Below are 25,530 nucleotides of genomic sequence, written 5' to 3'. Positions count from 1 at the left end.
GGGGCGAGACGCCGGCTTGGCGGCTCGCCCTTAGGGGCATCAAGGTGTTGCATTTCTCGTGCGCCGTCGCCAATTCGTCGTCCCAGGCAGAGCGGCGCGAGGGCGAAGTGGCGAAGACGACGAGCGACATCAGTCTGACGAAGCAGGCCATGGGCCTGACCGAAGACCTGATGACGCCCAACGCGGCCATCTACTGGACCGATCTGCTGGTGTCGGTCGGCGCCATGTGGGGCGGCCTCTTCCTGGCCGCCACCACCCCGAATGCCGTGTTCGCGCTGCTGGCCGGCCTCGTCAGCATGCTGGCGCTTTACCGGGCGCTCAGCTTCATCCACGAACTGACGCATATTCGCGATGACGAGGCGCCGGGGTTCCGGGCCGCCTGGAACGCCTTGGTCGGCGTTCCGCTGATGACCCCGTCGCTGATGTACGAGGGCGTCCACAATATCCACCACATCAAGGACCGTTTCGGGACCAAGCTGGATCCGGAATACCTGCCCCTGTCGCACTTCACGCCGCTGAAGCTGGCCGGTTTTCTGTTCGTCGCCCTCCTGGCCCCGTTGGGCGTGGTTCTGCGCTCGGCGGTTCTGGTTCCGCTGTCGTTCGTTGTTCCGCCGCTGCGGCGCTATCTGAAGACCAAACTCTCGGCCCTGATCATCAACCCCGATTTCGCCCGCGAAGACCTCAGCCGCTGGCGCAAGGAATGGGTCGTTCAGGACGTGGCCTGTTGGCTTTGGTCCTGGGCGGTGATCGCGGCCACGGTCACGGGCGTTATTCCCGTGCGCGCCGTACTGACGGGCTTGGCCATCTTCGCCCTGGCCACCTTGCTGAACCAGGCGCGCACCCTCGTGGCCCACCATTGGGACAACGACGGGGGCAAGATGACGCTTGAGGAGCAGTTTCTCGACTCGGTGAATGTGCCGCCGCCGAACCTGGCCTCCGAGCTGTGGGCGCCGGTGGGCCTGCGTTACCACGCGTTGCACCACCTTCTCCCCCGTCTTCCCTACCACAACATGGCCCAGGCTCACGCCCGGCTGACCGAGGCGCTCGGGCCGCACTCGCTTTATAATCGGGCGTCCGAGCCGGGGCTGTTTCAGGCGCTGGGAGATCTCTTCCGACGCGTTCGCCAGAAGAGCGCTCAAGCGGGGAAGCAGCCCGCGCATTAAGCGCCGGTTGAGGCGTCTGCGCTAGGACGGTTCCGTATCACACGGAGGCCGCCGGGCGTGACCATCGCCGAGCCAGGGTTCGACTTTACCGCCGCCGGCCATCGGCTGGCCGCGCCCCTGCTCGACACCCTTTTGCCCCTGGGCTCGACCTTCTCTCTGCTGTCCTTGACCTGCGCGCTGCTGATCGCGGCCGGTCACGTGATCTCAACGCGTCGCGCACGTGGCCGTCGGACACCGGTGCGCCTGCTGGCGCGTGCGCTGTTTCCCCGGAAGATCTGGCTGACCGCGTCCAGTCGTCTGGATCTGGTGTTCTTCGTGTTCAACATCTGGTGCGCGGGTCTGCTGTTGGGCGGAGCGCTGTTGTCGGGGCAGGTGATCGCCGAGGCGCTGTCGGTCTGGCTGGCGGCGAGCCTGGGCGACGCCCCTCTCGCAGCCACCCCGTGGCCCGTCGTGGCTGGGGTAGGAACGCTCGCCGGTTTCCTCGCCTATGAGTTGGGTTACTGGCTGGATCATTGGCTGAGCCACAAGGTCAAGGTCCTGTGGGCCTTCCACAAGGTCCACCACACCGCCGAGGTCCTGACGCCGCTCACAGTGTATCGCGTCCATCCCGTCGAGAGCCTGAAGTTCGCCAACATCGCGGCGCTGGCGACCGGCGGGACCGGCGGCGTTCTCGCGTGGATCTTTGGACCGGCTTGGCATCAGCCGCTGATCTTCGGACAGAACGCCATCTTCCTGGTGTTCGCGATGAGCCTGATCCACCTGCAGCACTCGCACGCCTGGATGACGTTCAAACCGTTCGGGAAATGGCTTCTCAGCCCCGCCCACCACCAGATTCACCACTCGGCCGATCCCGCCCATTTCGGCAAGAACCTGGGGAGTTGCCTGGCGGTGTGGGACCGGATGTTCGGCACCTTGCACGTACCCGACCAGCGACCCGCATCGCTGACCTTCGGCGCCGTGGCGAGCGATCCGCACAGCCTGACCGGCGGGTTTGCGACGCCCTTCGTCGAAGCCTTCAAAGGCGAGCCGGCTCGAAGCCCGGTTCCGCTACACGCAGAGTAGGGCTCAGTCGGCCCCTTCGCGTTGCGCCCGTTCGCGCAGTTCCTCGTCCAGGCTCGCGGTGTCCCAGGCACCGCCCCCGTCGCCTGGGCGCATGCGGTGAAGGTCGGCGTTGAGCAGCCGATCCATAGTCTGGGCCGCGTCGCGCGAGGCCAGGATATAGGCCTCCTCCTGGCCCCACATCGGGCGCAGCTCCTCGAACATCCGGCGATCATGGCGGCGGAAGAAGGCGGCGGCGCGATGGGCGCGATGGGCCCGGAAGCCCAATTTCTGCAACGCGGTCGAGCCGAGCGCCAGGGCGGCTTCGAAGGTCTCGCGCTCCACCGCGTCGGCCCCGTTCGACAGAAGGTCGTAGGCGTGGCGACGGTCCCAGGCGCGGGCCAGGATGGTCAGGTTGGGAAACGCCTTGCGGGCGGTCTCGACCAGTTCGACGGTCTTTTCCCGGTCGTCGAGCGCGACGATCAGCATCCGCGCGCGGTCTGCGCCCGCCTGGCGCAGCAGGTCCAGCCGCGTGGCGTCGCCATAGTGTACGCGGCGACCGAAACGGCGCAGCAACTCGATCTGCTCGATATCGCTGTCCAGGACCGTCGACTTGAAACCGTTCGCCGCGAGCAGGCGGCCGGTGACCTGCCCGAACCGGCCAAATCCGGCGATGATGATGTCGGGCTCGCCTTCGTCGAACTCGCCGGTGTCGGGGGTCACGTCGGGGATCGCCGCGTCCATCAAGGCCGCCACCCGCTCGTAGAGGATCATGGCCACCGGCGTCAGGGCCATCGAGACCGCGATGGCGGCAGTCAGCAACGCGGCCAGTTCCGCGCCGATCACGCCCGCGCCGACGGTGAAGGTCAGCAGCACGAAGGCGAACTCACCGCCCTGGGCCAGAGCGGTGGCGACAGCCAGGGCGCCGCGCTTGGGCGCGCCGAACAGCCTGGCGATGCCGTACATGACCAAGAACTTCAGCAGCATCAGGCCGATGACAAGGCCCGCCAAGGTCAGAGGCTGGTGAGCGACCAGAGGCAGGTCCACGCCCGCGCCGACGGTCATGAAGAAGAGGCCCAGCAGCAGACCCCGAAACGGCTCGATGTCGGTTTCCAATTCGCGGCGGAACTCGCTTTCGGCCAGCACCACGCCCGCCAGGAAGGCGCCCAGCGCCGGCGAAAGGCCCACCGTCTGCATCAGGCTGGCCACCGCGACGACGATCAGCAGGGCCGAGGCGGTGAAGATCTCGCGCAGGCGAGCCTTGGCGATGAACCGGAACAGCGGCCGCACCAGATAGCGGCCGCCGCCGACCACGGCCGCGACGGCGGCGAGCACCGAAAGGGTCTGAGCCCAGACCGGCAGGTGAGAGACAAGGCTGGCGCCATGGCCGCCGGCCTCCGCCGCGTGTTGCGGCGCGCCGATGGCCAGCAGGGGCAGGAGGGCGAACAGCGGAATGACGGCCAGGTCTTGCAACAGCAGAACGCCGAAGGCCGCGCGCCCGACCGGTCCTTGCCGCAAGCCCTTTTCGTCCAGGGTCTGGAGGACGATGGCGGTGGAGGACATGGCCAGCACCAACCCCACGGCCAGCGCCGTCTGCCAGGGCAGGCCCAGGGCCAGCGCCGCGGCCGCGATGGCCAGGGCCGTGCCGACCACCTGTGCGCCGCCGAGGCCGAAAATCGCCTTGCGCATGTCCCACAGCATGGAGGGTTGAACCTCGAGGCCGATCAGGAACAGAAGGATCACGACGCCAAACTCGGCGAACTTCATCACGTCGGCTTGATCGCCGACCAGCGACAGGGCGAAGGGGCCGATCACCACGCCGGCGATCAGGTAGCCCAGCACCGATCCGAGCCCGAGCCGCTTGGCGATCGGCACCGAGACGACGGCGGCGCCCAGATAGACGAGAGTCTGGGTTAGGATGTTTTCCATAGCTCAGGCCTCCGTCTTCGTCGGCAGCAGCGAAGCCACCCGCGCTCGGTAGCGCTCGGCCTCGGCCTTCAGGGCCGCATCGTCCTTGACCGAGGCGCCGTGCACGACGAACGGCGTCTCCCAGACCATGCCGCACAGATGGGCGGTCTGCTCCAGCGGGCGCAGGAACTCGTCCATGGAGAAGCGGTTGTAGCCATGCGCATGATAGGCCTTGGCGCTGGCGCCCGTGGTGCAGGCGATGAAGAGCGTCTTGCCCCGAAGCGCCTCGCCGCCCTCGCCGTAGGCGAAGCCGTGCAGCCAGACGAGATCCAGCCACTCCTTCAGCAACGCGGGGGTGGAATACCAATAGAGCGGGAACTGCAAGGCCACGACCTGATGAGCCCTCAGCGCCGCCTGCTCGGCTTCGATATCGATCACGAAGTCGGGATAGGTTTCGTACAGATCCTTGAAGGTGACGCCGGCGTGGCCCTTCGCCGCCTTGGCCAGGGCGCGATTGGCGCGAGACCGTTCAAGCGCCGGGTGCGCCAGCACCAGCAGCACTCCGGAGGTGGCGGGCGTCACGGCGCCGGTGCTAGCGTCGGTCATCAAGCAGCCCTTCGGGAAAATAATTCATCAAGGGTTGAATTTATTCGCAGCTCGGGCGACACGCTGGGCCCAGCGCCAGACGTATAAGTCTGGGAACAGGGAGACACCATGGTCGACAAGGTGAAGAAGGACGCCGTCGAAGCCCTTGCCGGGCTTTTGTTCGACGGCATGACCATCATGGCCGGCGGGTTCGGCCTCTGCGGCATTCCGGAGAACCTGATCGCGGCGATCCGCGAGGCGGGAACCAAGGACCTCACGGTCATCTCCAACAACTGCGGCGTCGACGGCTTTGGCCTGGGGATCCTGCTGGAGAACCGCCAGATCAAGAAGATGGTCTCGTCCTATGTCGGCGAGAACAAGCTGTTCGAACAGCTCTACCTCTCGGGCGAGCTCGAGCTGGAGTTCAATCCGCAGGGCACCCTGGCCGAGCGCATCCGCGCCGGCGGCGCGGGCATTCCCGCCTTCTTCACGCGGACCGGCTACGGCACTCTGGTGGCCGAGGGCAAGGAAACCCGCGAATTCGACGGCGAGATGTATGTGATGGAGCGCGGCCTGACCGCCGACCTGTCGATCGTGAAGGCCTGGAAGGCTGACGCCGAAGGCAACCTGATCTATCGAAAGACCGCTCGGAACTTCAATCCCATGATGGCCACGGCCGGTAAGAAGACCGTCGTCGAGGTCGAGGAACTGGTCGCGATCGGCGAGCTCGACAAGGACGCCATCCATACGCCCGGCATCTATGTCGACCATGTCGTCAAGGGCGCGAAGTTCGAGAAGCGTATCGAGCGCGTGACCACTCGCCAGAAGGAACAAGCGTAATGGCCTGGACGCGCGATGAAATGGCGGCCCGCGCCGCCAAGGAGCTGCAGGACGGCTTCTACGTGAACCTCGGCATCGGCATCCCGACGCTGGTGGCCAACTACATCCCGGAAGGCATGCATGTGACGCTGCAGAGCGAGAACGGCATGCTGGGCATGGGCCCCTTCCCCTATGAGGGCGAAGAGGACGCCGATCTGATCAACGCCGGCAAGCAGACGATCACCGAGCTGGACTCCAGCTCCTACTTCTCCTCGGCCGACAGCTTCGCGATGATCCGCGGCGGCCACATCGCCCTGTCGATCCTGGGCGGCATGCAGGTGGCGGAGAACGGCGACCTCGCCAACTGGATGGTGCCCGGCAAGATGGTCAAGGGCATGGGCGGGGCCATGGACCTGGTGGCCGGCGTCAAGCGCGTGGTGGTGGTCATGGACCATTGCGAGAAGTCGGGCGCGCCCAAGCTGCTCAAGCAGTGCACGCTGCCCCTGACTGGCGCCGGGGTCGTCGACCTTCTGATCACGGAACTGGGCGTGTTCGAGATCAATCGCGGCAAGACGCCGGTGAAGCTGATCGAGCTCGCGCCCGGCGTCACGGTCGACGAGGTCAAGGCCAAGACCGAGGCCGCCTTCGAGGTCGCGGTCTAATCACTGACCAAGCCAGTACGGGTGCTCCAGGGTGAGCGCCACATAGCGCGCCGTCGCCTTGCCATAGGCGGCGGCGATCGCGTTGAGGGTGGCCGTCGGGTCGCCGTCGCGCGGATCGATGACCCTGTCGGCGCGCGGGGATTTCGCGGGCGCGATGATCGTCAGTCCTCGCCGCGAAGTCGCGTCCCGACTGGCGAACGCTTCGGAACGGTTGGTTCGTGACCAGGCGTCGAGGGCCGTGGCGAAGGCCAGATCATCAAAGCCGTCGGCGATCCGGATCGAGACCTTCTCCGCGCGCCAGGCGTTCATCCAACCCGATAGTCCGGACAGCGCCGCGTCACGGTTCACCCGGAAGGCCGCCCCGTTGTGGGGCTGGACCGGCAGGGGCAGGTTCAGTCGCGCCGCCGTGGTTCGCATGACGTCTTCGCCGGCCAGGTCGCGGAGCAGCGCCAGGCTGGCCGGGATCGAGGCGGTGACGCCGGCCGTCGTGGTCACCGCGCCGTCGACGATCCAGCGTTGGTCACGACGCCACCGGACCTTGGGAAAAGCCTTGGCCAGACGGTTCATTTCGTACCAGTGGGTGGTCGCGGTCCGGCCATCCAAGAGCCCCGCCCGCGCCAGAGTTTCCGCGCCTGCGCAGATCGAGACGATCCGGGAGCCGGCCCGGGCCTGCTCGCGCAGCCACGCGTCGCGGGCCGGATCATAGGGCGGCATCAGGAACGGAACGACAATCACATCCGGACGCCGGCGCAGATCGGCGTAGGTCGTTTGAGGCCGCACCCAAGCGCGGCCGGGCATCAGTCGCACGGGCGCCAGGCTGGGCGCGACGATCTTGACCTCGACCGCCCCCGACTCCGCGAGCACCGCGTATGGCGCGATCAGATCCGTGGTCTCGACGCCTCGTGGGTCGGCGAGGATCACGACCAGCGGCTTGGCGAGGGCCGGAGCCGCCGCCAGCAGAACGAAGAGAAATGCGAAAAGCCGAAGCATGGATGTCTCCCTTTGACGGGAGAAAGCATCGTTGGTGACTGGCGAAGCGAAAGGACGGTGATCCCTCGAAAGCCGCCAGCCCTAAGGCTGGCTCCGCTTTGGTGGAGGCGGCAGGCCGGTGACAGGGTCGCGAGGCAGCGGCGCGAAGCCTTCGGCGATAAAGAGATCGATCCGCCGAGACCGGGTCTTGTCCAGCCTGACGCGCGCGATTTCCAGCCCGGAGACCGCCTTGAAGTCCTGCTCGATCTCAGGCCGGTAGCCGCCTTCCAGGCTGACGATCAGCGCGCGGCGACCGTAGTCGGCGTCGAGAGGGGCTTCGGTTTCGGCCTGGTTCTGGGCATAGGCCTCGTGCACCCACATCCGCAGCGGCGGCGCGCCGGGCTGGCCGAAATAGTCGCGGCCATAGTAGGCGGCGGCGTTGTAGACAAAGCGGTCGTCCATGGCCACGGCGCTGAGCGGACCTCGCAGGGCCTGCTCCTCCCGCGTTCGGGCGACGATGGCTGCGACCGTCTGATCCCAGCCCCGCACGCGCTTGAAGCCGTTCGACAGGCCAACGGCGTCGGCGACCTTCGGGTTGACCATGCAGACCACAAAGAAGGCGGCGAACAGCGCCTGCAGAGCGAGGCCGCCGAGCAGCCAGCGGCGCGCGTTCCAGCGGGTCATCCAGCCGGCGACGAGCACCGAGCCGCCAACGAACGCCGCGCCAGCCCAGTTGGCGTTGGCGCGGGAGACGAACGCCTCGGCCGCCACCACGATCAGCGGCGGAAGCGCAAAGCACAGCAGAAGCAGATCGGGTGACTCGACCTTTTTCTTGACGCCGAGCCAGAGCGCACCGCCGGCCAGCACGGCGAAGGGCAGGGGGCCGAACACGCCGAACTGCGAGCCGACGAACTCGATCAGTTCCCGGAAGTTGAAGAGTTGCTGGGCGTTCCAGTTGGCGTTGGCGGCGGTGTGCTTGACGGTCGAAAACTGGTGGCTGGCGTTCCAGGCGAGGTTCGGCGCGAGGACTAGGACGAAAGCCGCCAAGAAAATGGCGGCTGTCATCGGGCTCCAGCGTCGCCGCGCGTCCTTGGAGACCAGAAAGTGCAGGGCGATGCTGCCCAGCGCGTAGATCGCTGCATATTTCGACAGGAACGCCAGGCCCAGCGCCGCGCCGAGTCCGGCCGCGACCGGCGCACGACGTCCAGCGCTGGCGTCCGGGAGCGCCACGTAGGCCCAGATCGTCAGGGACAGGAAAAACAGTAACGGCGCGTCGGTCGCCATCAGGCCCGAAGACAGCACCACGCCTGGCATCAGGCTATAGATCGCCGCAGCCGCTAGTCCGGGCCATCCGCCGTAGAGGCGCTGGGCGAGCCTGTAGATGACCAACGCCGTGGCGCCATGAAGGAGGGGGGCCGAGAGTCGCACCCAAGCCTCGGCGTCGCCACCCAGCGTCGTGGTCAACCAGATCAGCCAGGCGATCATGGGCGGCTTGGAGAAATAGCCGAAGGCCAGCTCGCGCGACCACAGCCAGTACTGCGCCTCGTCGGGGTAGAGCTCCAATGGCGTCAGGAACAAGGCCGCCAGACGCACGATCGTCAGCCCGCCGACCATCAGCAGCGTCAGCCGCCAGGCGCGGGTCTCGTTCGAAGGCGGCGAAGCGTCAGGCGCGGTCTGCATGACGCCTGATTAGCCAAGTAAAAAAAATCTGACCACTTCTTCCGCGTTTTGAGGCGTTTGTGACACTTTGCGGGCGGGCGTGGCCTTTCCGTCACCAAACCTTCTAAATCTTTCGATAAACGGCCCGCAAAGGCACGAAACTGTGCGACCCAACGCAAGCGTGTCGATGAATGAGGGGATCCTTCAGATGAACATGAAACATTTCGCCCTGGCGACCACCGCCCTGGTTGGCGGCATGATGCTCGCCGGCGCCGCTTCGGCCCAGTCGACCGCCTCGCAGGCCACGGAAGTCGACAAGGTCGTCGTCACCGCTTCGGGTCAACGGGCCGTCAGCGGTCTGATCGCCGAAACCGCGCCGAAGTCGAAGTCGTCGATCAACCAAGAATACATCGACAAGCAACCTGCGGGCCAGACGATCCTGGACACGCTGAACCAGACGCCGGGTCTGTCGTTCACCAACAACGACCCCTACGGCTCGTCGGGTGGTAACGTCCGCCTGCGTGGCTTTGACGGCAACCGCATCTCGCTGACGTTCGACGGCATCCCGCTGAACGACACCGGCAACTACGCCATCTATTCGAACCAACAGCTGGACGGCGAACTGATCAGCCGCGCCTCGGTCAACATGGGTACGACCGACGTCGACAGCCCGACCGCCTCGGCCGTCGGTGGTACGATCAACTACACCACCCTGACCCCGACCTCGGACTTCAGCGGCATGCTGCGTGGTTCGATCGGCGAGAACAATTACCGCCGCGTGTTCGGCGTGGTGAACAGCGGCGAATTCGGTCCGTTCGGCACCAAGGCCTGGGTCGCCGGCTCGTACCAGAAGTACGACAAGTTCAAGGGTCCGGGCACCCTCGAGAAGAAGCAGTTCAACGCCCGTCTGTACCAGAACCTCGGCAATGGCGACTTCGCCAGCCTGGCGTTCCACTACAACGAGAACCGCAACAACAACTTCCGCGCTCTGACTCTGGCCGAGTACCGCGCCTTTGGTCGCGATCTCGACTACACGGAAACCTGCACGAACCGCACGCTGAACGCCGCGACGGCCACGATCACCGAGTCGGCGCCGACCATCCCGGGCAACTGCTTCGACTTCTACGGTCGTCAGGTCAACCCGTCGAACACCGGCAACATCCGTGGCCAGTTCCTGTACCACATCACCGAAAACCTGCGCTTCACCTTCGACCCGTCGTTCCAGTACGTCTTGGCCGACGGTGGTCCCCAGCTCGGCACGATCTCGGAAACCGATGGCCGCGTGAAGGGCACGAGCAGCGCGGCGGGCAAGGATCTGAACGGTGACGGCGACACCGCCGACACCGTGGCCTTCTTCACCCCGTCGGTGACCAACACCCGTCGCTACGGCCTGACCTCGTCGCTGATCTGGGACATCAACGACCAGCATCGCGTCCGCGTCGCCTACACCGGCGACTTCGGCCGTCACCGTCAGACGGGCGAGTACACCACCCTGAACGCCGACGGCACCACCACCAACGTGTTTGGTGGCAAGGATGGCAACGGTCAGAAGGTGTTCGGCGCCGACGGCAGCTTCCTGCGCGGTCGCGACCGTTTCTCGCTGGCCAACCTCAACCAGGTCGCCCTCGAGTACCAAGGCAAGTTCATGGACGACAAGCTGCGCCTGTCGGCCGGCGTCGTCAGCAAGAACTTCAAGCGTGAGCTGAACCAGTACTGCTACTCGCAGGACGGTTCGAGCAACGTGCGCTGCACCACCGAAACCCCGAACGCCACGCTCGCCAACGGTAACGTGACCTTCGCCGGTTCGTCGACGCAGTACATCAAGCCGTACACGGCGGAAAAGAAGTACGACAAGGTTCTGCCGAACGTCGGCCTGAACTACGAACTGGCTCCGAACAACTACGTGTATGTCAGCTACGCCGAAGCGCTCTCGGCTCCGCGTACGGACAGCCTCTACACCGTGAAGCGTCTGGCCGACGGCACTGTGACGAACCCGGGCGTTCAACCCGAAACGACCCAGGCCTTCGACGTCGGCTACCGCTATCAGACGCCGGACGTGGTCGCTCAAGTGGCTCTGTGGACCAACAAGTTCCAGAACCGCATCGTCAGCGCCTATGACGACAGCCTCGGCATCTTCGTCGACCGCAACGTCGGCGACGCCAAGGGCTACGGCCTGGACGCCAACGCGTCGTGGCGCCTGGAAGAGTATCTCAGCGTCTTCGGCTCGTTCTCGTACAACCACAGCGAGCTGAAGTCAGACATCCCGCTCAACGGCCGGGTCCTTCCGACCAAGGGCAAGTTCATCGTGGAAACGCCGGAATACACCTTCGGCGGCGGCTTCGACTGGAACATCACCGAGGCCCTGCGCCTGTCGATGGACCTGAAGTACACCGGCGAGCGTTGGTCGACCGACGTCAACGACGAAAAGACGCCGGCCTACACGATCACGAACGTCAGCGTCCGCTACGACCTGCCGTTCGCCGAGAAGACCTACGTCCAAGTGAACGTGAAGAACCTGTTCGACGAGGACTACTTCGGCAGCATCAGCAGCCGGAACAACGCCGTGACCATCACGGGCGTGCAGAACGGCTCCGCGCCGACCTACGCCGTGGGCTTCCCGCGCACGGTTCAGGCCAGCATCACGACCCGCTTCTAAGCGGCGTCGGCTTCGCCGATCCTCAAAGAGAAGGGCGGCCCGTCTGGGCCGCCCTTTTTCTTTGTCGTATTGGTTTGCTAATGAGGCGCCGCTTGACCCCGGCGTCGTGAGGGGCCATCTGCGCCCCCTTCGTTCCTCCCGACCGTCTTCCTTGGGCCTTCGAATGACCGTGACCGTTCCCGCCGAATGGGCTTCGCACCGCGCCATGTGGGTGGGTTTCCCCAGCCACGCCGAGCTTTGGCAGGAGGATCTGGAGCAAGCTCAGCAAGAGGTCGCCGACCTTGCGCGCGCCCTGGCCGGGCCGGGCGCCGAGCGCGTGCGCCTGATGGTGGTCGGCGACGAGGCCGAGGCCGCCGCCCGCGCGCTGCTGTCCGACACCGCCGTCGAGATCGTCCGGGGCCAGTTCGGGGACATCTGGTTGCGCGACACCGGCCCGATCTTCATCGACGACGCCGGCAAGGCCGTCGCTGCGGGCTTCAAGTTCAATGGCTGGGGCGGCAAGTACAGCCTCGAGGGCGACGACATCGTCGCCGAGCAGATCGCCGCCGCCTCGGGCGCGCCTCTGGTCCGCAACGACTTCATTCTGGAGGGCGGCGCGCTGGACCATGACGGCAACGGCACGATCCTCACCACACGCCAGTGCCTGCTCAACGATAACCGTAACGCCGGTTGGGACGAGGCCGCCGCCAATGCCGCCCTGACCCAGGCGCTGGGCGCCAAGAAGGTGCTGTGGCTGGGCAAGGGGCTCAAGAACGACCACACCGACGGTCACGTCGACAACCTGGCCCGCTTCGTGGCGCCCGGTGTCGTGGCCTGTCCGATGGGTTACGGGCTCGATGATCCGAACGCGGATATCTATGGCGACACCGCCAAGATGCTGGCCGGCATGACCGACAGTCGCGGCTCGCCGCTGCAGGTGGTCCGCATCCCGTCCCCGGGCAAGATTCTCGACGAGGACGGCGAGCCGATCCCGGCCTCGCACATGAACTTCCTGATCGCCAACGAGGCCGTGATCGTGCCGATCTACGCCGAGGAGTCCGGCGCCTTCGCCGTGGAGGTGATCAAGGGCCTGTTCCCGGAACGCCAGGTGATCGGCCTGCCGTCCACCGCCATCCTGACGGGCGGCGGTTCGTTCCACTGCATCAGCCAGCAAGAGCCGGAGACAGCCTGATGGCCCGCACGCTCAGCGTCGCCGCGATCCAGACCTCGTACGGCATGGATCTGCAGGCCAATATCAAGAAGACGGAAGGCTTCATCCGCGAAGCGGCGTCGAAAGGCGCGCAGGTCATCCTGCCGTCGGAACTGTTCCAAGGGCCGTATTTCTGCGTCGCCCAGGAAGAGCGCTGGTTCGCCGAGGCCCACCCGTGGCGCGAGCATCCGGTGGTCAAGGCCATCGCGCCCCTGGCCGGCGAACTGGGCGTCGTGATCCCGATCTCGATCTTCGAGCGCGAGGGACCCCACTATTTCAACAGCCTTGTCATGGCCGACGCCGATGGTTCGCTAATGGGCGTCTATCGCAAAAGCCATATTCCGGACGGCCCGGGCTATATGGAGAAGTATTACTTCCGCCCCGGCGACACCGGCTTCAAGGTCTGGGACACCCGCTTTGGCCGCATCGGCGTCGGCATCTGCTGGGACCAGTGGTACCCGGAGTGCGCCCGCGCCATGGCCCTGATGGGCGCCGAGGCCCTGTTCTATCCGACCGCCATCGGCAGCGAGCCGCATGACGCCAGCCTCGATACGGCCCTGCCCTGGCGGCGGGCGATGCAGGGTCATGCGGTCAGCAACGTCATCCCGGTGATCGGCGCCAACCGCATCGGCTTCGAGCCGTGGGACGGCTATCCAAACGGCGGTCAGACCTTCTATGGCTCGTCCTTCGTGGCCGACCATCGCGGCGACCTGGTGTCGGAACTGGGCCGCGCTGACGAGGGCCTGGTCAGCGCGACCTTCGACCTCGACTTCCTGACGACGCACCGCGCCGCCTGGGGCTTCTTCCGCGACCGCCGGCCCGAGTTCTATACGGCCCTGGCCGACGGCCGTCCGGCTTGATCCAGACCGACCGCCTGGTGTTGCGCCCGGCGGTCGACGCCGATCGGGACGCGATCGCCGCGATGAACGGCGACGCCCGCGTCAGTGACTGGCTGGGCGGACCGATCGACCGCGCCGCCAGCGACGCCTTCGTCGACCGAGTAATGGCGCATCAGGCCGAGCACGGCTTCGGTTTCTGGGCGGTGGAGCGCCGCGCGGATCGTCGCGTCATCGGTATGGCTGGGGTCTGGTGGGTTCCTCCAGAAATGGCGATGCCGGACCAGATCGAGATCGGCTGGCGCCTGCATCCCGACGCCTGGGGGCGCGGCTTTGCCACCGAGGCGGCGCAGGCCGCTCTGCACTATGGCTTCACGGTCCTAGAACGCCCGGAGATCATCGCGTTCACCGCCCGGGCCAACCTGGCGTCACAGGCCGTGATGTGTCGGATCGGCATGACCCCCGCCCCGGACCGGGATTTCGATCACCCACGCTTGGCGGCGGACCATCCGCTCAAGGCCCATGTGGTCTTCGTCGCTCGTCCCTGAGGGCGTGAACGGAATCGTTTAACCGCCGCTTAGAAACCCAGCAGCCGACCAGGCGGATCGTGATCGCGATCAGCGCCAGGCGGGGGCATGGGTGTTTTCCTGGCAACAAGGCGACGTCGAACTGTCCGTCAAAGGAAGGTGGCCGCAAAAGCGGATTGACGAATAGATATGTTATTTCATAACAGTTTTGAGCGGCCGTTTCCACGCTCGCGTTCAATTCGTCCAGGACAAACCATGTTCCGTCGCGCCGTCCTTTCCGCCGCGAGCCTTGTTGCGCTCGCCGCCGCTGCTGCCGCCCATGCCGAGACCTCCGCCGCCCCGACCGACGGCGCAGAGGACACCCAGGTCTCCAAGGTGGTGATCACCGCCGCCCCCTATCCTGTGTCGCTCGACACGGTCACGAGCAGCGTCAACATCATCACCCGCGACCATCTGGACCTGGCGCCGCCTGCGGGCCTCGGCGACATGCTGAATGGCCAGCCGGGCCTGCGCTCGACCGCCTATGGCCCCGGCGCGAGCCGTCCGATCATCCGCGGTCTCGCCGGTCCGCGCGTCATGATCCTGGAGAACGGCGTTGGCCAGGTCGACGCGTCGTCGCTGTCGCCCGATCACGCCGTGGCGTCCGACCCCGGCGAAGCCTCGCGCATCGAGGTGCTGCGCGGACCGTCCACCCTGGCCTATGGCGGCTCGGGTATCGGCGGGGTCGTCAACATCATCGATGACCGCGTGCCGTCGAGCCCGGCCGAAAACGGCTTCGAGGGCCGCATCGCCGGTTCGCTCTCGTCGGTCGATGACGGTCGCTCGATCAACGGCTCGGCCAAGTTTGGCCGCGGACCGCTGGTCTTCGCCATCGACGCGGATCATCGTGCAAGCAGCGATTACAAGGTTCCGACTACGCCGGTCTCGTCGCGTCTGGCTGCGCGCGACGGCCTGACGCCCGATCCGGACAAGACGGTCAAGAACACCGACGTCGAGATCGACGCCTATGGCGCGGGCGTGTCCTACGTCCACGATCGCGGCTTCTTCGGTGTTGCGGTCAAGAAGACCGACATGACCTACGGCGTGCCCTACCTCCAGATCCTTGCGCCGATCGATCCTGACGCCGAAGGACCGGTTTCCATACACCTGCAGCAGACGCGCTATGATCTGCGCGGCGAGCAGGATGTGGATCTCGGGCCGTTCGCCAAGATCCGCCTCTCGGCCGGCCACGCCAAGTACGAGCATGCCGAGGTCTCGGTCGAGGACGGCGAGGTAGGCACCCGCTTCCTCTCCAACGGCAACGAGGGCCGTGTCGAACTGGTCCAGAAGGAGCGTGACGGCTGGCAGGGCGCCGTGGGCTTCCAGGCGCTGGAGCGTCACTTCAAGGCGATCGGCGACGAGGCCTTTGTGCCGTCTACGGACATCAAGGAATACGGGATCTTCACGCTGCAGCGCCTGGACAAAGGCGCCTGGGGCGTCGACGCGGGTCTTCGCTTCGACAGTCGCGAACTGAAGACCGACTTCACCAAGCGCTCATTCGACAATGTCTCCGGCTCGCTCGGCTTGTTCTACAAGCCCGCCGATAAGCAGTTTGTGGCTCTGACGCTGTCGCGCAACGGCCGCGCCCCCACTGAGTTCGAGCTGTTCGCCGATGGTCCGCACCCAGGTACGGGCGGCTATGAGGTGGGCGACGCCAGGCTGAAGTCGGAGAAGGTGACCTCGTTAGACGCGACTTACCGCTACACCGGCGATCGTCTGCGGCTCGAAGGTCACCTCTGGGGCGCCCGCTACAACGGCTTCATCGAGGAAAAGCCCACCGGTGCGGTCGAGGACGGCTTGCCCGTGTTCCAGTACTTCCAGACGGACGCCAAGTTCCACGGGGCCGAGGCCGAGGCCTCGTACACGGCCTGGAGCGACGGCGACAAGGCGCTGAAGCTGGAAGGGGTCTATGACTGGGTGCGTGGCTCGACCGACCTAGGCGTTCCCGCCCGTGTGCCCCCTTGGGCGCTGACTGGCCGTGTGGTCTGGAGCGCGCCCCGCCTTCAGGCTCAGGCCGAAGTTCGGCGCGTCGCCAGCCAAGACCGCGTCTCGACCTTCGAGTTGCCCACGGATGGCTACACCCAAGTGAACGCGATGGTGACCTTCAAGCCGATCGCGGACTCGCCCTTGCGGCTGTTCGTCGATGGCCGGAACCTGACCAACGAGACGATCCGCGAACACACCTCGTTCCTCAAGGAGTTCGCGCCCGCTCCGGGCCGTTCCGTCCGCGCCGGTTTCGCCTGGCGCTTCTAGCGCCTGCCGAAAGGTGGGCTTCTCGCCAGCCCCAACGAGCCCCACCGCGCGCCGGGGCCTGGATGATTTCCGGGCCCCGGCGTTGGCGAATCAAGGCCAAGATTGCCGCAGGGCGTGGGATCGGCTAGAACCGCGAGCCTTTGCGGTCGTCCTTGAGGCGTTCGAGCGACCGCGCCAATTTTCTGTCGTAGAGCTCTTCATGACAACGACCCAGTCCGCCGGCGAAATCACCGGCAACGTCCTGTTCTATAACTCGCCCGAGCCCCTGAACCGCGAGCAGCACGCCAAGCTGGCGCTCGTTCATAAGGAAAAGCCCTACGCGTTCGCTGCGGCCGGCACCGCCGTTCCGCTGACGGTCTCTGAATTCGGTCCGGCCGCCCTGACCTTCCCGGTGATCTTCGCCGGCGACGACAAGGTGCCGCTGGCCGTGATGGGTCTGAATCAGCAGGAAAACCTGTTCGTCGGCGCTGACGGCTCGATCGAGCCGAACGTCTACATCCCGGCCTATATCCGCCGCTATCCGTTCGTGCTGGCGAACGACGACACGCAAGAGCGCCTGATCGTCTGCATCGACCGCGGCAGCGACCTGCTGAGCGAGCAAGGCCAAACCCCGCTGTTTGACGCCAAGGGCGAGCCCACCGAATACACCCAGAACTGCATCAAGTTCTGCGACGACTTCGAAGTGGAGCGCCGCCGCACCGACACGTTCGTTCAGATCCTGAAGGACAACGACCTGTTCGAGCTGAAGAAGGCCACCTTCCAGCCGACCGACGAGGCCGGCGCTCCGGCCGGCGAGCCGGTCACGGTCGCCGAGTACTTCGGCGTTTCGGAAGAGAAGCTGAACGCCCTGCCGGCCAAGAAGCTGAAGGAGTTGCAGGAAAACGGCGCTCTGGGTCAGATCTACGCCCACCTCGTTTCGCTGCTGGGTTGGGATCGCCTGATCAACAAGACCATGATGAAGCAGGCCGAGGCCGCGAACCTGAACTAAGGTTTTGCTTCGACCGAGAAGGAAGGGCGGCGAGCCAGACTCGCCGCCCTTTTTCTTTGTGACGATCAGCGCGCGAAGATGCTGCGGGTCAGGCAGGAAAAGACCAGCCGCCCGGCCTCGTCGAGGATGTCATGCTGGGCGATGACGATCCCCTTGCCCTCGCCGACCGGATCCTTGCCCATGATGGTCATGCGGCCGCGGAGCAACTCGCCGACGGGCGGATTGCGCATCCAGCGCAGGGCGTCGACGCCCAGCCGCTTGGTCTGGGGCCACCCGGCGCTCGCCTCGGACTCCAGTCGCGTCCATATCGCAAAGATCATGGCGTCAGGCGCGCCGTTCTCGACCGGCCAGCCGGGGGCGAACGCGGCGGTGAAGGCTTCCAGAGCCTTGGCGTCGACCGCGCGCGTGCCCAGCGTCACGACCTGGCCGATCTCGATATCGTCGAACGCGGCGGGCATCAGCGTCTCCAGATGATTCCTCGCCTGACTGTCTGTTGGGCCTTGGCCATTGTCGAGAGCCGGCCGGCGGTCCATGTGTACCGCTCAGCTCTTTTCCGTGTCCGGGCCAGCGCATGTTTCTGAAGAAAGTCGTCCTCGCCCTGCAAGCCGTGTTGCTCGCGGCGCTTTTGGGCGGCCAAGCCCTGGCGGGTCCGGTCGTCAACTCGGGCCATATCGAGTCCGAACTGGTCGCCCAGGAGGCGGGTATCGCGCCCGGGGGCACGATCTACGTCGCGCTCCGCCAGAAGATCGTGCCGGGGTGGCACACCTACTGGCGCAACCCCGGCGACGCCGGCGAGCCGACCAAGATCACCTGGACCCTGCCGGAGGGCTGGAGCGCCGGGGAGATGGTGTGGCCGACTCCGAAGAAAACCCGGCTCGGTCCTTTGCTCGACTACGCCTATGAGGGCGAGGTCCTGATCCCGGTGCCGATCACGGCGGCCGCTGACGCCAAGCCCGGCACGACGCTCAGCCTCACCGCCGACGTCTTCTACCTCGTGTGCGAGCAGGTGTGCATTCCCGAGGAGGCCAAGCTTTCGCTGCTGCTGCCGGTCGTCGCCGACGCGCCAAAGCCCGATCCCAAATGGGGCGCGGTGATCGGCAAGGTGCTGGCTGACGCTCCCAAGCCGGCCGGTCTCAAGGCGGTTTTCAAGCTTGAGGGGCAGACCCTGAAACTGGCCGTGACCGGCGGCCTCCTGAAGGGCGCGGACATGGCCGGCGCCTACTTTTTTCCGTACTCACCCAAGGTCATTGAACACGCTGCGGAGCAGACGATCGAGCGCGGCCCCGAGGGCCTGACCCTGACGCTGAAGCCGGGCTATGACTTTGTCGGCGGCGGAACACCCCCGAGCGAGCTTGCCGGCGTGTTGGCGACCAAGGCGGGGGCGTGGGAGGTGACGGCCGTCGCCGGCGATCCGCCGCCGCAGGCCTCCGGTCTGGGCGCACCGCCCGCAGACGCTGCGTCGACCAGTCAGACGACGACCGGCCTTGCCAGCGCGCTGCTGTTCGCCTTCCTGGGCGGGCTGATCCTCAACCTGATGCCCTGCGTCTTCCCGGTGCTGTCGATGAAGGCGGCCAGCCTGGCGGGCCATGCGCACGAAGCGCCCAAGGCCCGGCTGCAGGGCTTGGCCTTCCTGCTGGGCGTCGTGGCCACCTTCCTGGCCCTGGCCGGCGCGCTCTTGGCGGTGCGTGCGGGCGGCGCGGCGGTGGGCTGGGGCTTCCAGCTGCAATCGCCGCTGGTGATCGCGGGCTTGGCGTTGCTGATGCTGCTGGTCGCCCTGAACATGTCGGGCGTTTTCGAGATCGGAACGTCCGTACAGGGTGTCGGGGCGGGCGCTTCGGCGCGGGGCGGCGTTTCTGGCGCCTTCTTCACGGGCGCGCTCGCGGTCGTCGTCGCCGCGCCCTGCACGGCGCCGTTCATGGCCGGCGCGCTCGGCTATGCGCTCACCCAGCCGCCGGTGATCGCCCTGGGCGTCTTCTTGGCTCTGGCCCTGGGCTTCGCCGCGCCGTTCGTGGCCGTCACCTTCATCCCCGGCGCCCTGAAGCTGCTGCCGCGCCCCGGCGCCTGGATGGAGGTGCTGAAGAAAGGGCTGGCCTTCCCGATGTATGGCGCAGCGCTGTGGCTGGTCTGGGTGTTCGCCCAGCAGGCGGGGCCGATTGCGCTCGGGCAAGTGCTGGTCGCGGGTATCCTGGCGGCTTTCGGCGCCTGGCTTTACGGTCTGTCGCAGGCGCGGCGCGCCGCCGGCCGGGGTTGGGCGCTGACGAGCGGCGCCGGCGTTCTGGCGATTGTTCTGGCCTTGGCTCTTGCAGGCGCTGCGGCGGTGGCGGCCAAGCCGCCTGCTGCGGCCGCCGCCGCCGAGGTCCCGGCGGCCGGCGGCCCTGGCCTGACGGCCGAGGCCTGGTCGCCCGAGCGGGTGAAGGCCCTGCAGGCCGAAGGGCGTCCCATCTTCGTGGACTTCACCGCCGCCTGGTGCGTGACCTGCCAAGTCAACGAGAAGGTCGCGCTCTCCGGAGCCAAGGTCGCCGAGGCGTTCAAGGCTCAGAATGCCATACTGCTGAAGGCTGACTGGACCAACCGCGATCCGGTCATCGCCAAGGCGCTGGCGGAGTTCAACCGCGTCGGCGTGCCGCTTTATGTCGTCTATCCGAAGAACGGCGGCGCGCCGGTCATCCTGCCACAGCTGTTGACCGAGGGCATGGTGATCGAGGCGATCGAGAAGGCGGGGGCTTAGGCCGCGCTACTTCTTTTTGTCGTTTCCGAACGGCAGCTTGGCCTTGACCTGGTCCAGCGGCGTCTTGGTCACAACCACCGGTGGCGGCACGGTCAGGGGTGCGGTCTTGATGGGATAGGCGCGCCAGCCTGTCTGGATCAGGGCGCTAAAGCCCTGGCACTTGGGGAAATAGCGCACCATGCCCGAACGCGGCTTGGCGAACGGGGGCGGCTGCACCAGGTCCTGGCGCTTGGGATCGACGAAGCGCCAGTCAGTCGGCAGGCCGTAGCCCTTCTCACCGCCCAGGCGCACCGCCTGATAGGCGAGGTTGGCCTGGAAAGGCGGGACACCGTACCGCAGCATCGCCCGCAGGAAGATCTGGTCGGCCTCCTCGCGCTTGCCGGGCTCGCCCAGCGTGTAGAGCCAGTCGTGGACGATCGCGGCGCGGGCCGTCGGGCCCTGCGGGTCGATGAAGGCTTGGCCGTACCAAGGCACACTGGCGAAGTCGGTGACGTACCAACGCGGCACCACGATCACCTTGCCGGTCTCGACGTCGCAATAGGGGAACTCCGCATCCAGGGTGAACAGCTTGCGGCCGTCCTTGGTCTGGTTGAACAGCATGATCGGCTGCGGCGTCAGCGAGCTCGGCGGCGTCGGGGCGACCACGGGCACGAACACGGTCGTGCTGGTCTGCGTCGCACAGGCGTTCGCTAGAAGAGCGGCGCCGATCAGGGCAAGGGCGGTTCTCGAACGGGACATCAGTGTACTGCGGACGGGAGGGAGACTTCTTCTGAGTGGCAAGGGCCTACGGATCAAGTCCGTGTGGCGAAGTTTCGACCCCCACAACATTGCGACTGCGAATCTTCCGCATATCTCGGGTCTGTGAGAGTTTGATCCACAGTGTTCGCCGCTGGAGACCCGACATGCCGATCACACGCCGCCTGGTGGCCGCCGCCCTGCCGCTGACCGCCCTTGTTCCCGCCATCGCCCACGCGCGACCCGCGCCCGACTTCACGGCGATCGACGCCGATGGAAAGGCCCGGTCACTTTCGGAGTTTCGCGGCAAGACCGTGGTCTTGGAATGGACCAACGAGGGCTGCCCTTATGTCCGCAAGCACTATTCGGGGAACATGCAAGGCCTGCAGCAGGCCGCGCGCGCCGACGGCGTCGTGTGGCTGACCATCGCCTCGTCGGCGCCGGGCAAGCAGGGGCACTTCGCCGACGGCGCGGCCGCCAAGAGCTGGATGAACGCCAAGGGCGCCAAGCCCACGGCTCTTCTGCTCGACGCAGACAACAAGGTCGCCACGCTCTACAAGGCCAAGACGACGCCGCACATGTTCGTCATCGATAGGATGGGCGCGGTGGTCTACGAGGGCGCGATCGACGACAAGCCGACCAGCAAGGTCGAGGATATCCAGGGCGCCAAGAACCTCGTCGCGGCGGCTCTCGCCGACGTGAAGGCTGGGCGCAAGGTCGCCACGCCCTTCGTCGCGCCCTACGGTTGCTCGGTGAAGTACAAGGACGTTTAAACCCAGAGGATTCTAAGCGGCTGGTCGGGGCGGCGCGGTGATCACTTCGACGTTGTCGTTCAGCAGATAGACCATGTCGCGTAGCGCGAGGTCCTGAGCTTTGAGCGTCGTGGCGGCGCGGACGGCGGCGAGTTTCTCGGGCAGGTCCTGGCTGATGCCGCGCAGGATGCACTTGAGGTCGTCGACCGCCCCGCGTTCCCTCAGGGTGACGTGGCCCTTCATGTCGAGCGCGGCCAAATCACGGATTTTTCCGGAGAACGCGTCGAAGGCTTTGAGCGTCGAGGCGGGACCGGTCGGGTCAGCCTTGGCCAACTGCGCGCGATAGGCCTCGGTCTGGGCCTTCAGTTGGCGGGCGCGTTTGACGATGTCGATGAACAACGGCTCGCCCGCAACGGACGCCGGCGCTGCGGGCGCTTGCATAACCGCCAGGGTCGGGCCGGCGCCTTGCCCTGGGTTGAACGACGCCATCCAGAGCATGGCGGAAAAGGCGACGGCGTCACAAGACATGAGGAGCTCCCGCAAAAAACGTCATTGGTCTGCCATGACGTGGCGGCGCCTGTTTGATAAGCCCGGTTTCGTAAACGCCGATTTACCAAAACCGTGAGGACGACATGGCCGATCTCGACGCCGCCTGGACCCGCCTGGAAGCCGCCGCCAAGGCCGCCGGCGACAAGCGTATCGTCGAGTTTTTCGACGCCGAGCCTGGGCGCCTCGAGGCGCTGACTTTGGACGTCGCGGGCTTGCACCTGGATCTTTCTAAGCAGGCTTGGGATGAGGCGGGCCTGGAAGCTGCGCTGGATCTGGCGCATGCGGCCGATGTCGAAGGCGCTCGGGCCCGCATGTACGGCGGCGAGGCCATCAATTCGTCCGAGAGCCGCGCGGTGCTGCACACGGCCCTGCGCGCCCCGGCCAACGCCGACATCAAGGCGCTGGGCCAGCCGGTCATCGCCGAGGTCGAGGCTGTCCGTCAGCGGATGAAGGCTTTCGCCGAGGCGGTGCGTTCGGGGGTGATCAAGGGCGCGACCGGCAAGCCGTTCAAGGCTATCCTCCACATCGGCATCGGCGGTTCGGACCTCGGTCCGCGCCTGCTGTGGGACGCCCTACGTCCGGTCAAGCCGTCGATCGACCTGCGCTTCGTGGCCAATGTCGACGGCGCCGAGTTCGCCTTGACGACCGCCGACATGGACCCGGAGGAGACCCTGGTCATGGTGGTCTCCAAGACCTTCACGACCCAGGAAACCATGGCCAACGCCGGAGCCGCGCGCGCATGGCTGGTGGCGGCCTTGGGCGAGCAGGGGGCTAATCAGCACCTGGCCGCCATCTCGACCGCGCTGGACAAGACCGCCGCCTTCGGCGTGCCCGACGAGCGGGTGTTCGGCTTCTGGGATTGGGTCGGCGGCCGCTATTCGCTTTGGTCTTCGGTCAGCCTGTCGGTGGCCGTCGCGGCGGGCTGGGACGCGTTCCAGGGCTTCCTCGACGGCGGCGCGGCCATGGACGAGCACTTCCGCACGGCCCCGCTCGACAAGAACGCGCCGGTGCTGGTGGCTCTGGCCCAGATCTTCAACCGCAACGGCCTGGACCGCCGGGCCCGCTCAGTCGTGCCGTACTCGCACCGCCTGCGCCGCCTAGCCGCTTTCCTCCAGCAGTTGGAGATGGAGAGCAACGGCAAGTCGGTTGGTCCCGACGGCAGGCCGGCCCAGCGCGGCACGGCCACGGTGGTGTTCGGCGATGAGGGCACCAACGTCCAGCACGCCTATTTCCAGTGCATGCACCAGGGGACGGACATCACGCCGATGGAGCTGATCGGCGTCGCCCAGTCGGACGAAGGTCCGGCCGGCATGCACGAAAAGCTGCTTTCCAACCTCTTGGCCCAGGCCGAAGCCTTCATGGTCGGGCGGAGCACGGAGGACGTCGTGGCTGAGCTGACCGCCAAGGGCGTGTCCGAGGCCGAGATCGTCACCCTGGCCCCGCAGCGCACCTTCGCCGGGAACCGGCCCTCGACCCTGGTGCTCCTGGACCGCCTGACCCCCCAGGCGTTCGGGGCGCTGATCGCCCTCTATGAGCACAAGACCTTCGTCGAGGGCGTGATCTGGGGGATCAACTCGTTCGACCAGTGGGGCGTCGAGCTGGGCAAGGTGATGGCCAATCGGATCTTGCCGGAACTGGAGAACGGCGCGGCGGGTGAGCATGACCCGTCGACGACGGCGTTAATCCAGCGACTGAAGCGATAGGCGCCGCCGTGCGAACCCCCATGATCGGCGGCGTCGCCGCGGCTGTTCTGCTGGCCGCCTCGTGGGCGAATGCCGGCGAGGTGATGGTCGATGGTCGCAAGGTCGCCTACCGCGAATGGGGCGCCGGCGACCGGACGCTGGTGATGGTGAGCGGTCTTGGCGACGGCGCGGAGACCTTTGACGGTGTCGGCCCGCGCCTGGCCCAAGGCTTGCGCGTCATCGCCTATGACCGCGCGGGTTACGGCGGCAGCGCCGATGATCCTGGCGTTCACGATGCGGTGCGGGCGGAGGCTGAGCTCAAGGGGTTGCTCGCCGCGCTGAATATCCAAAGGCCGGTGCTGCTGGGGCACTCTCTGGGGGGCGTGTTCGCGGCCCACTTCGCCGCCCGCAATCCGAGAGAAGTCGCGGGGCTCGTGCTGGAGGAGACACGGCCGACCGGCTTTACCGACGCCTGCAAGGTGAAAATCAAGCGCGGATGCGAATTCCCGCCGCTGCTCAAATACGCGTTCCCGCCGGGCGGTCGCCGCGAGATCGAGGCGCTGAGCCTAACCGAGCGTCAGGAAGCCGAGGCGGCCGGCGGGGCGACGCCTACCTTGATCCTGACCCGCGCCAACACCGGGCAGGGCGGTTTCGATGGGCTATGGCTCTCGCAGCAGGCCAAGCTGGTCCAGCGTTGGCCGGCTGCGCGGCTGGTCGCCGCCCCGAAGGGCGGCCACTATGTCCATCGCGACGCCCGCGACTGGTTCGTCTCCGAAGTCAGCAGCTTTTTGACAGCGCTAGGTGTCGTTTCCAAGAAGGTTGTTTACACGCTGCCAGGGGGTGAGGCCGCCGATGCCAGAGTGTGGTCGGGTTAGGTTGTAGGCGTCGGTCCAGGGTTTGATGGCGTTGGATCGTTCCTCCGAGCAGGCATAGGGCCTGCCATAGGCCCACTCGCGCAGGCTCGTCTGGATGAAGCGCTCGGCCTTGCCATTGGTCCTGGGCGTGTAGGGCTTGGTGCGCACGTGCCTGGCGCCGGCGATCCGCAGGGCCTGGGCGAAGAGCTTGGAGCGATAGGCCGAACCGTTGTCGGTCATCACCCGCTGGACGGCGACGCCGTGGCGGCTCAGCCAGGCCAGGGCGCGTTCGAGGAAGGCGGTCGTATCGTGCTGGCCTTCGGAGGGCAGGATCTCGGTGTAGGCCAAGCGCGAGGCGTCATCGACGCAGACGTGCAGGAAATCCCAGCCGGCTTTCTTGGAACGTCCCGCCCGCCGGTCGCCGGTGACGCGATGGCCCTCGACGGTGAACCGGCCCAGCTTCTTGATGTCGAGGTGGATCATCTCGCCAGGCGCGGCGCGCTCATATCGGACGATCGGCGGCCTGGGCTCCAGGGCCGATAGCTTGCCCAGGCCCAGCCGGCGCAAGATCAGCCCCACAGTCGAGCGGGCCAGGCTCAGGTTGCGGGCGATGGCCGGCCCTGTCATCCGCTGGCGGCGCAGGGTCTGAACTTGGTCGACGATCTCCGCGGACGTCCTGCGCGGACATCGGCGGGGCGCCGAGCTGCGGTCGTGAAGCCTTCGCTCGCCGCCCCGCCGATGCCGTTGCAGCCACTTACCGACCGTCTGGCGTGAAATTCCGAAGGCTTCGGCGGCCCTAGCCACCGACCAGCCTTCAACCTCGATCCGTGAAATCATCGCCGCTCGACCAAGCGGCGTCAGGCGGGCATTCTGATGGATGTTCATCCGGGGGCTCCCGGCCATGGAAGTGGAGTGTCGCAACCCCAGCTTCGTTCAAGC

The 25,530-nt window shown here is 66.4% G+C and carries 22 protein-coding genes and 1 pseudogene; 14 read left to right on the top strand and 9 right to left on the bottom strand.

What is annotated here, in order from left to right:
- Nucleotides 1-107: 107 nt before the first annotated feature.
- Nucleotides 108-1,163 (top strand): fatty acid desaturase, encoded by a 1,056-nt coding sequence (locus CSW63_RS21570; RefSeq protein WP_062096509.1) that lies wholly within the window; start codon nucleotides 108-110, stop codon nucleotides 1,161-1,163.
- A gap of 57 nt (nucleotides 1,164-1,220) precedes the next feature.
- Nucleotides 1,221-2,225, top strand: coding sequence for a sterol desaturase family protein (locus CSW63_RS21565; RefSeq protein ID WP_082749520.1), 1,005 nt, complete (start codon nucleotides 1,221-1,223; stop codon nucleotides 2,223-2,225).
- Nucleotides 2,226-2,228: 3 nt separating this feature from the next.
- Here the strand turns inward: CSW63_RS21565 and CSW63_RS21560 are convergent, their stop codons facing one another.
- Genes CSW63_RS21560 through CSW63_RS23955 form a run of 3 tightly spaced genes read right to left on the bottom strand, consistent with a single transcriptional unit; the run spans nucleotide 2,229 to nucleotide 4,921 of the window.
- The gene (locus tag CSW63_RS21560) at nucleotides 2,229-4,130 is read right to left on the bottom strand and encodes a monovalent cation:proton antiporter-2 (CPA2) family protein (RefSeq protein WP_099502992.1); all 1,902 of its coding nucleotides are present in this window, start codon (nucleotides 4,128-4,130) and stop codon (nucleotides 2,229-2,231) included.
- Nucleotides 4,131-4,133: 3 nt separating this feature from the next.
- On the bottom strand, nucleotides 4,134-4,715 hold the full coding sequence (locus CSW63_RS21555) for an NAD(P)H-dependent oxidoreductase (protein WP_099502994.1): 582 nt from the start codon (nucleotides 4,713-4,715) through the stop codon (nucleotides 4,134-4,136).
- Nucleotides 4,715-4,921: a hypothetical protein gene (locus CSW63_RS23955; protein ID WP_231737489.1), complete on the bottom strand. Its 207-nt coding sequence runs from the start codon at nucleotides 4,919-4,921 to the stop codon at nucleotides 4,715-4,717. The genes CSW63_RS21555 and CSW63_RS23955 overlap by 1 nt, the downstream gene beginning before the upstream one ends.
- On the opposite strand from CSW63_RS23955, the gene CSW63_RS21550 reads away from it, so the two are divergent.
- Together CSW63_RS21550 and CSW63_RS21545 are read left to right on the top strand one after the other, a co-directional pair.
- On the top strand, nucleotides 4,824-5,534 hold the full coding sequence (locus CSW63_RS21550; protein WP_062096563.1) for a CoA transferase subunit A: 711 nt from the start codon (nucleotides 4,824-4,826) through the stop codon (nucleotides 5,532-5,534). The two genes, CSW63_RS23955 and CSW63_RS21550, sit on opposite strands and share 98 nt — an antisense overlap.
- Complete coding sequence (locus CSW63_RS21545) at nucleotides 5,534-6,175, top strand: 3-oxoacid CoA-transferase subunit B (protein ID WP_062096561.1); 642 nt, start codon at nucleotides 5,534-5,536, stop codon at nucleotides 6,173-6,175. Before CSW63_RS21550 ends, CSW63_RS21545 begins: the two co-directional genes overlap by 1 nt.
- Here CSW63_RS21545 and CSW63_RS21540 read toward each other — a convergent pair whose 3' ends face one another.
- Both CSW63_RS21540 and CSW63_RS21535 read right to left on the bottom strand, forming a co-directional pair.
- Nucleotides 6,176-7,165, bottom strand: a complete 990-nt coding sequence (locus tag CSW63_RS21540) for a DJ-1/PfpI family protein (protein WP_062096559.1) — start codon at nucleotides 7,163-7,165, stop codon at nucleotides 6,176-6,178.
- Nucleotides 7,166-7,246: 81 nt separating this feature from the next.
- Complete coding sequence (locus CSW63_RS21535; protein ID WP_099502996.1) at nucleotides 7,247-8,824, bottom strand: glycosyltransferase family 39 protein; 1,578 nt, start codon at nucleotides 8,822-8,824, stop codon at nucleotides 7,247-7,249.
- Nucleotides 8,825-9,011: 187 nt separating this feature from the next.
- Here CSW63_RS21535 and CSW63_RS21530 point away from each other — a divergent pair, with 187 nt between their 5' ends.
- The 6 genes from CSW63_RS21530 to CSW63_RS21505 all read left to right on the top strand — a co-directional run bounded on the left by CSW63_RS21530 (nucleotide 9,012) and on the right by CSW63_RS21505 (nucleotide 17,291).
- The gene (locus tag CSW63_RS21530) at nucleotides 9,012-11,459 is read left to right on the top strand and encodes a TonB-dependent receptor (RefSeq protein WP_062096576.1); all 2,448 of its coding nucleotides are present in this window, start codon (nucleotides 9,012-9,014) and stop codon (nucleotides 11,457-11,459) included.
- Between the two features lie 163 nt (nucleotides 11,460-11,622).
- On the top strand, nucleotides 11,623-12,630 hold the full coding sequence (locus CSW63_RS21525; protein WP_062096555.1) for an agmatine deiminase family protein: 1,008 nt from the start codon (nucleotides 11,623-11,625) through the stop codon (nucleotides 12,628-12,630).
- A complete protein-coding gene (gene aguB, locus CSW63_RS21520; protein ID WP_062096553.1) occupies nucleotides 12,630-13,508 on the top strand; it encodes an N-carbamoylputrescine amidase in 879 nt (292 codons plus the stop codon). Before CSW63_RS21525 ends, aguB begins: the two co-directional genes overlap by 1 nt.
- The gene (locus CSW63_RS21515; protein WP_062096551.1) at nucleotides 13,505-14,032 is read left to right on the top strand and encodes a GNAT family N-acetyltransferase; all 528 of its coding nucleotides are present in this window, start codon (nucleotides 13,505-13,507) and stop codon (nucleotides 14,030-14,032) included. Before aguB ends, CSW63_RS21515 begins: the two co-directional genes overlap by 4 nt.
- A gap of 234 nt (nucleotides 14,033-14,266) precedes the next feature.
- Nucleotides 14,267-16,303 (top strand): TonB-dependent receptor, encoded by a 2,037-nt coding sequence (locus tag CSW63_RS21510; RefSeq protein WP_099502998.1) that lies wholly within the window; start codon nucleotides 14,267-14,269, stop codon nucleotides 16,301-16,303.
- Nucleotides 16,304-16,502: 199 nt separating this feature from the next.
- Nucleotides 16,503-17,291, top strand: a complete 789-nt coding sequence (locus CSW63_RS21505; protein ID WP_062096547.1) for a SapC family protein — start codon at nucleotides 16,503-16,505, stop codon at nucleotides 17,289-17,291.
- 65 nt (nucleotides 17,292-17,356) lie between these two features.
- Here CSW63_RS21505 and CSW63_RS21500 read toward each other — a convergent pair whose 3' ends face one another.
- The gene (locus CSW63_RS21500) at nucleotides 17,357-17,749 is read right to left on the bottom strand and encodes a hypothetical protein (protein WP_062096574.1); all 393 of its coding nucleotides are present in this window, start codon (nucleotides 17,747-17,749) and stop codon (nucleotides 17,357-17,359) included.
- A 113-nt stretch (nucleotides 17,750-17,862) separates the two neighbouring features.
- Here CSW63_RS21500 and CSW63_RS21495 point away from each other — a divergent pair, with 113 nt between their 5' ends.
- Nucleotides 17,863-20,019, top strand: coding sequence for a protein-disulfide reductase DsbD (locus CSW63_RS21495; RefSeq protein ID WP_062096546.1), 2,157 nt, complete (start codon nucleotides 17,863-17,865; stop codon nucleotides 20,017-20,019).
- A gap of 6 nt (nucleotides 20,020-20,025) precedes the next feature.
- Here CSW63_RS21495 and CSW63_RS21490 read toward each other — a convergent pair whose 3' ends face one another.
- On the bottom strand, nucleotides 20,026-20,757 hold the full coding sequence (locus CSW63_RS21490; protein ID WP_062096544.1) for a DUF1353 domain-containing protein: 732 nt from the start codon (nucleotides 20,755-20,757) through the stop codon (nucleotides 20,026-20,028).
- A gap of 164 nt (nucleotides 20,758-20,921) precedes the next feature.
- Between CSW63_RS21490 and CSW63_RS21480 the strand changes: the two genes are divergently transcribed.
- A complete protein-coding gene (locus tag CSW63_RS21480) occupies nucleotides 20,922-21,527 on the top strand; it encodes a thioredoxin family protein (protein WP_062096542.1) in 606 nt (201 codons plus the stop codon).
- Between the two features lie 12 nt (nucleotides 21,528-21,539).
- Here the strand turns inward: CSW63_RS21480 and CSW63_RS21475 are convergent, their stop codons facing one another.
- A complete protein-coding gene (locus CSW63_RS21475) occupies nucleotides 21,540-22,034 on the bottom strand; it encodes a hypothetical protein (RefSeq protein ID WP_062096541.1) in 495 nt (164 codons plus the stop codon).
- Between the two features lie 104 nt (nucleotides 22,035-22,138).
- Between CSW63_RS21475 and pgi the strand changes: the two genes are divergently transcribed.
- Nucleotides 22,139-23,758, top strand: coding sequence for a glucose-6-phosphate isomerase (pgi, locus tag CSW63_RS21470; protein ID WP_062096538.1), 1,620 nt, complete (start codon nucleotides 22,139-22,141; stop codon nucleotides 23,756-23,758).
- A 20-nt stretch (nucleotides 23,759-23,778) separates the two neighbouring features.
- Nucleotides 23,779-24,528 (top strand): annotated as a pseudogene (locus CSW63_RS21465) (alpha/beta fold hydrolase); the annotation flags it as partial.
- A gap of 6 nt (nucleotides 24,529-24,534) precedes the next feature.
- On the opposite strand, the gene CSW63_RS21460 reads toward CSW63_RS21465, so the two are convergent.
- Nucleotides 24,535-25,476, bottom strand: a complete 942-nt coding sequence (locus CSW63_RS21460; protein ID WP_062094136.1) for an IS481 family transposase — start codon at nucleotides 25,474-25,476, stop codon at nucleotides 24,535-24,537.
- Nucleotides 25,477-25,530 lie beyond the last annotated feature (54 nt).

This window comes from Caulobacter sp. FWC26 (assembly GCF_002742645.2).
In the GTDB taxonomy this organism is placed as follows: Bacteria; Pseudomonadota; Alphaproteobacteria; order Caulobacterales; family Caulobacteraceae; genus Caulobacter.
The sequence above is the reverse complement of the archived record's forward strand: the minus strand, read 5'-3'. Positions and strand labels throughout refer to the sequence as shown.

Excerpts from the sequence above, each read along its gene's own strand:
- CSW63_RS21560 (WP_099502992.1), bottom strand. The coding sequence starts at position 4,130 with ATGGAAAACATCCTAACCCAGACTCTCGTCTATCTGGGCGCCGCCGTC.
- CSW63_RS21555 (WP_099502994.1), bottom strand. The coding sequence starts at position 4,715 with ATGACCGACGCTAGCACCGGCGCCGTGACGCCCGCCACCTCCGGAGTG.
- CSW63_RS21550 (WP_062096563.1), top strand. The coding sequence starts at position 4,824 with ATGGTCGACAAGGTGAAGAAGGACGCCGTCGAAGCCCTTGCCGGGCTT.
- CSW63_RS23955 (WP_231737489.1), bottom strand. The coding sequence starts at position 4,921 with ATGCCGCAGAGGCCGAACCCGCCGGCCATGATGGTCATGCCGTCGAAC.
- CSW63_RS21545 (WP_062096561.1), top strand. The coding sequence starts at position 5,534 with ATGGCCTGGACGCGCGATGAAATGGCGGCCCGCGCCGCCAAGGAGCTG.
- CSW63_RS21540 (WP_062096559.1), bottom strand. The coding sequence starts at position 7,165 with ATGCTTCGGCTTTTCGCATTTCTCTTCGTTCTGCTGGCGGCGGCTCCG.
- CSW63_RS21535 (WP_099502996.1), bottom strand. The coding sequence starts at position 8,824 with ATGCAGACCGCGCCTGACGCTTCGCCGCCTTCGAACGAGACCCGCGCC.
- CSW63_RS21530 (WP_062096576.1), top strand. The coding sequence starts at position 9,012 with ATGAACATGAAACATTTCGCCCTGGCGACCACCGCCCTGGTTGGCGGC.
- CSW63_RS21525 (WP_062096555.1), top strand. The coding sequence starts at position 11,623 with ATGACCGTGACCGTTCCCGCCGAATGGGCTTCGCACCGCGCCATGTGG.
- aguB (WP_062096553.1), top strand. The coding sequence starts at position 12,630 with ATGGCCCGCACGCTCAGCGTCGCCGCGATCCAGACCTCGTACGGCATG.
- CSW63_RS21510 (WP_099502998.1), top strand. The coding sequence starts at position 14,267 with ATGTTCCGTCGCGCCGTCCTTTCCGCCGCGAGCCTTGTTGCGCTCGCC.
- CSW63_RS21505 (WP_062096547.1), top strand. The coding sequence starts at position 16,503 with ATGACAACGACCCAGTCCGCCGGCGAAATCACCGGCAACGTCCTGTTC.
- CSW63_RS21500 (WP_062096574.1), bottom strand. The coding sequence starts at position 17,749 with ATGCCCGCCGCGTTCGACGATATCGAGATCGGCCAGGTCGTGACGCTG.
- CSW63_RS21495 (WP_062096546.1), top strand. The coding sequence starts at position 17,863 with ATGTTTCTGAAGAAAGTCGTCCTCGCCCTGCAAGCCGTGTTGCTCGCG.
- CSW63_RS21490 (WP_062096544.1), bottom strand. The coding sequence starts at position 20,757 with ATGTCCCGTTCGAGAACCGCCCTTGCCCTGATCGGCGCCGCTCTTCTA.
- CSW63_RS21480 (WP_062096542.1), top strand. The coding sequence starts at position 20,922 with ATGCCGATCACACGCCGCCTGGTGGCCGCCGCCCTGCCGCTGACCGCC.
- CSW63_RS21475 (WP_062096541.1), bottom strand. The coding sequence starts at position 22,034 with ATGTCTTGTGACGCCGTCGCCTTTTCCGCCATGCTCTGGATGGCGTCG.
- pgi (WP_062096538.1), top strand. The coding sequence starts at position 22,139 with ATGGCCGATCTCGACGCCGCCTGGACCCGCCTGGAAGCCGCCGCCAAG.
- CSW63_RS21460 (WP_062094136.1), bottom strand. The coding sequence starts at position 25,476 with ATGAACATCCATCAGAATGCCCGCCTGACGCCGCTTGGTCGAGCGGCG.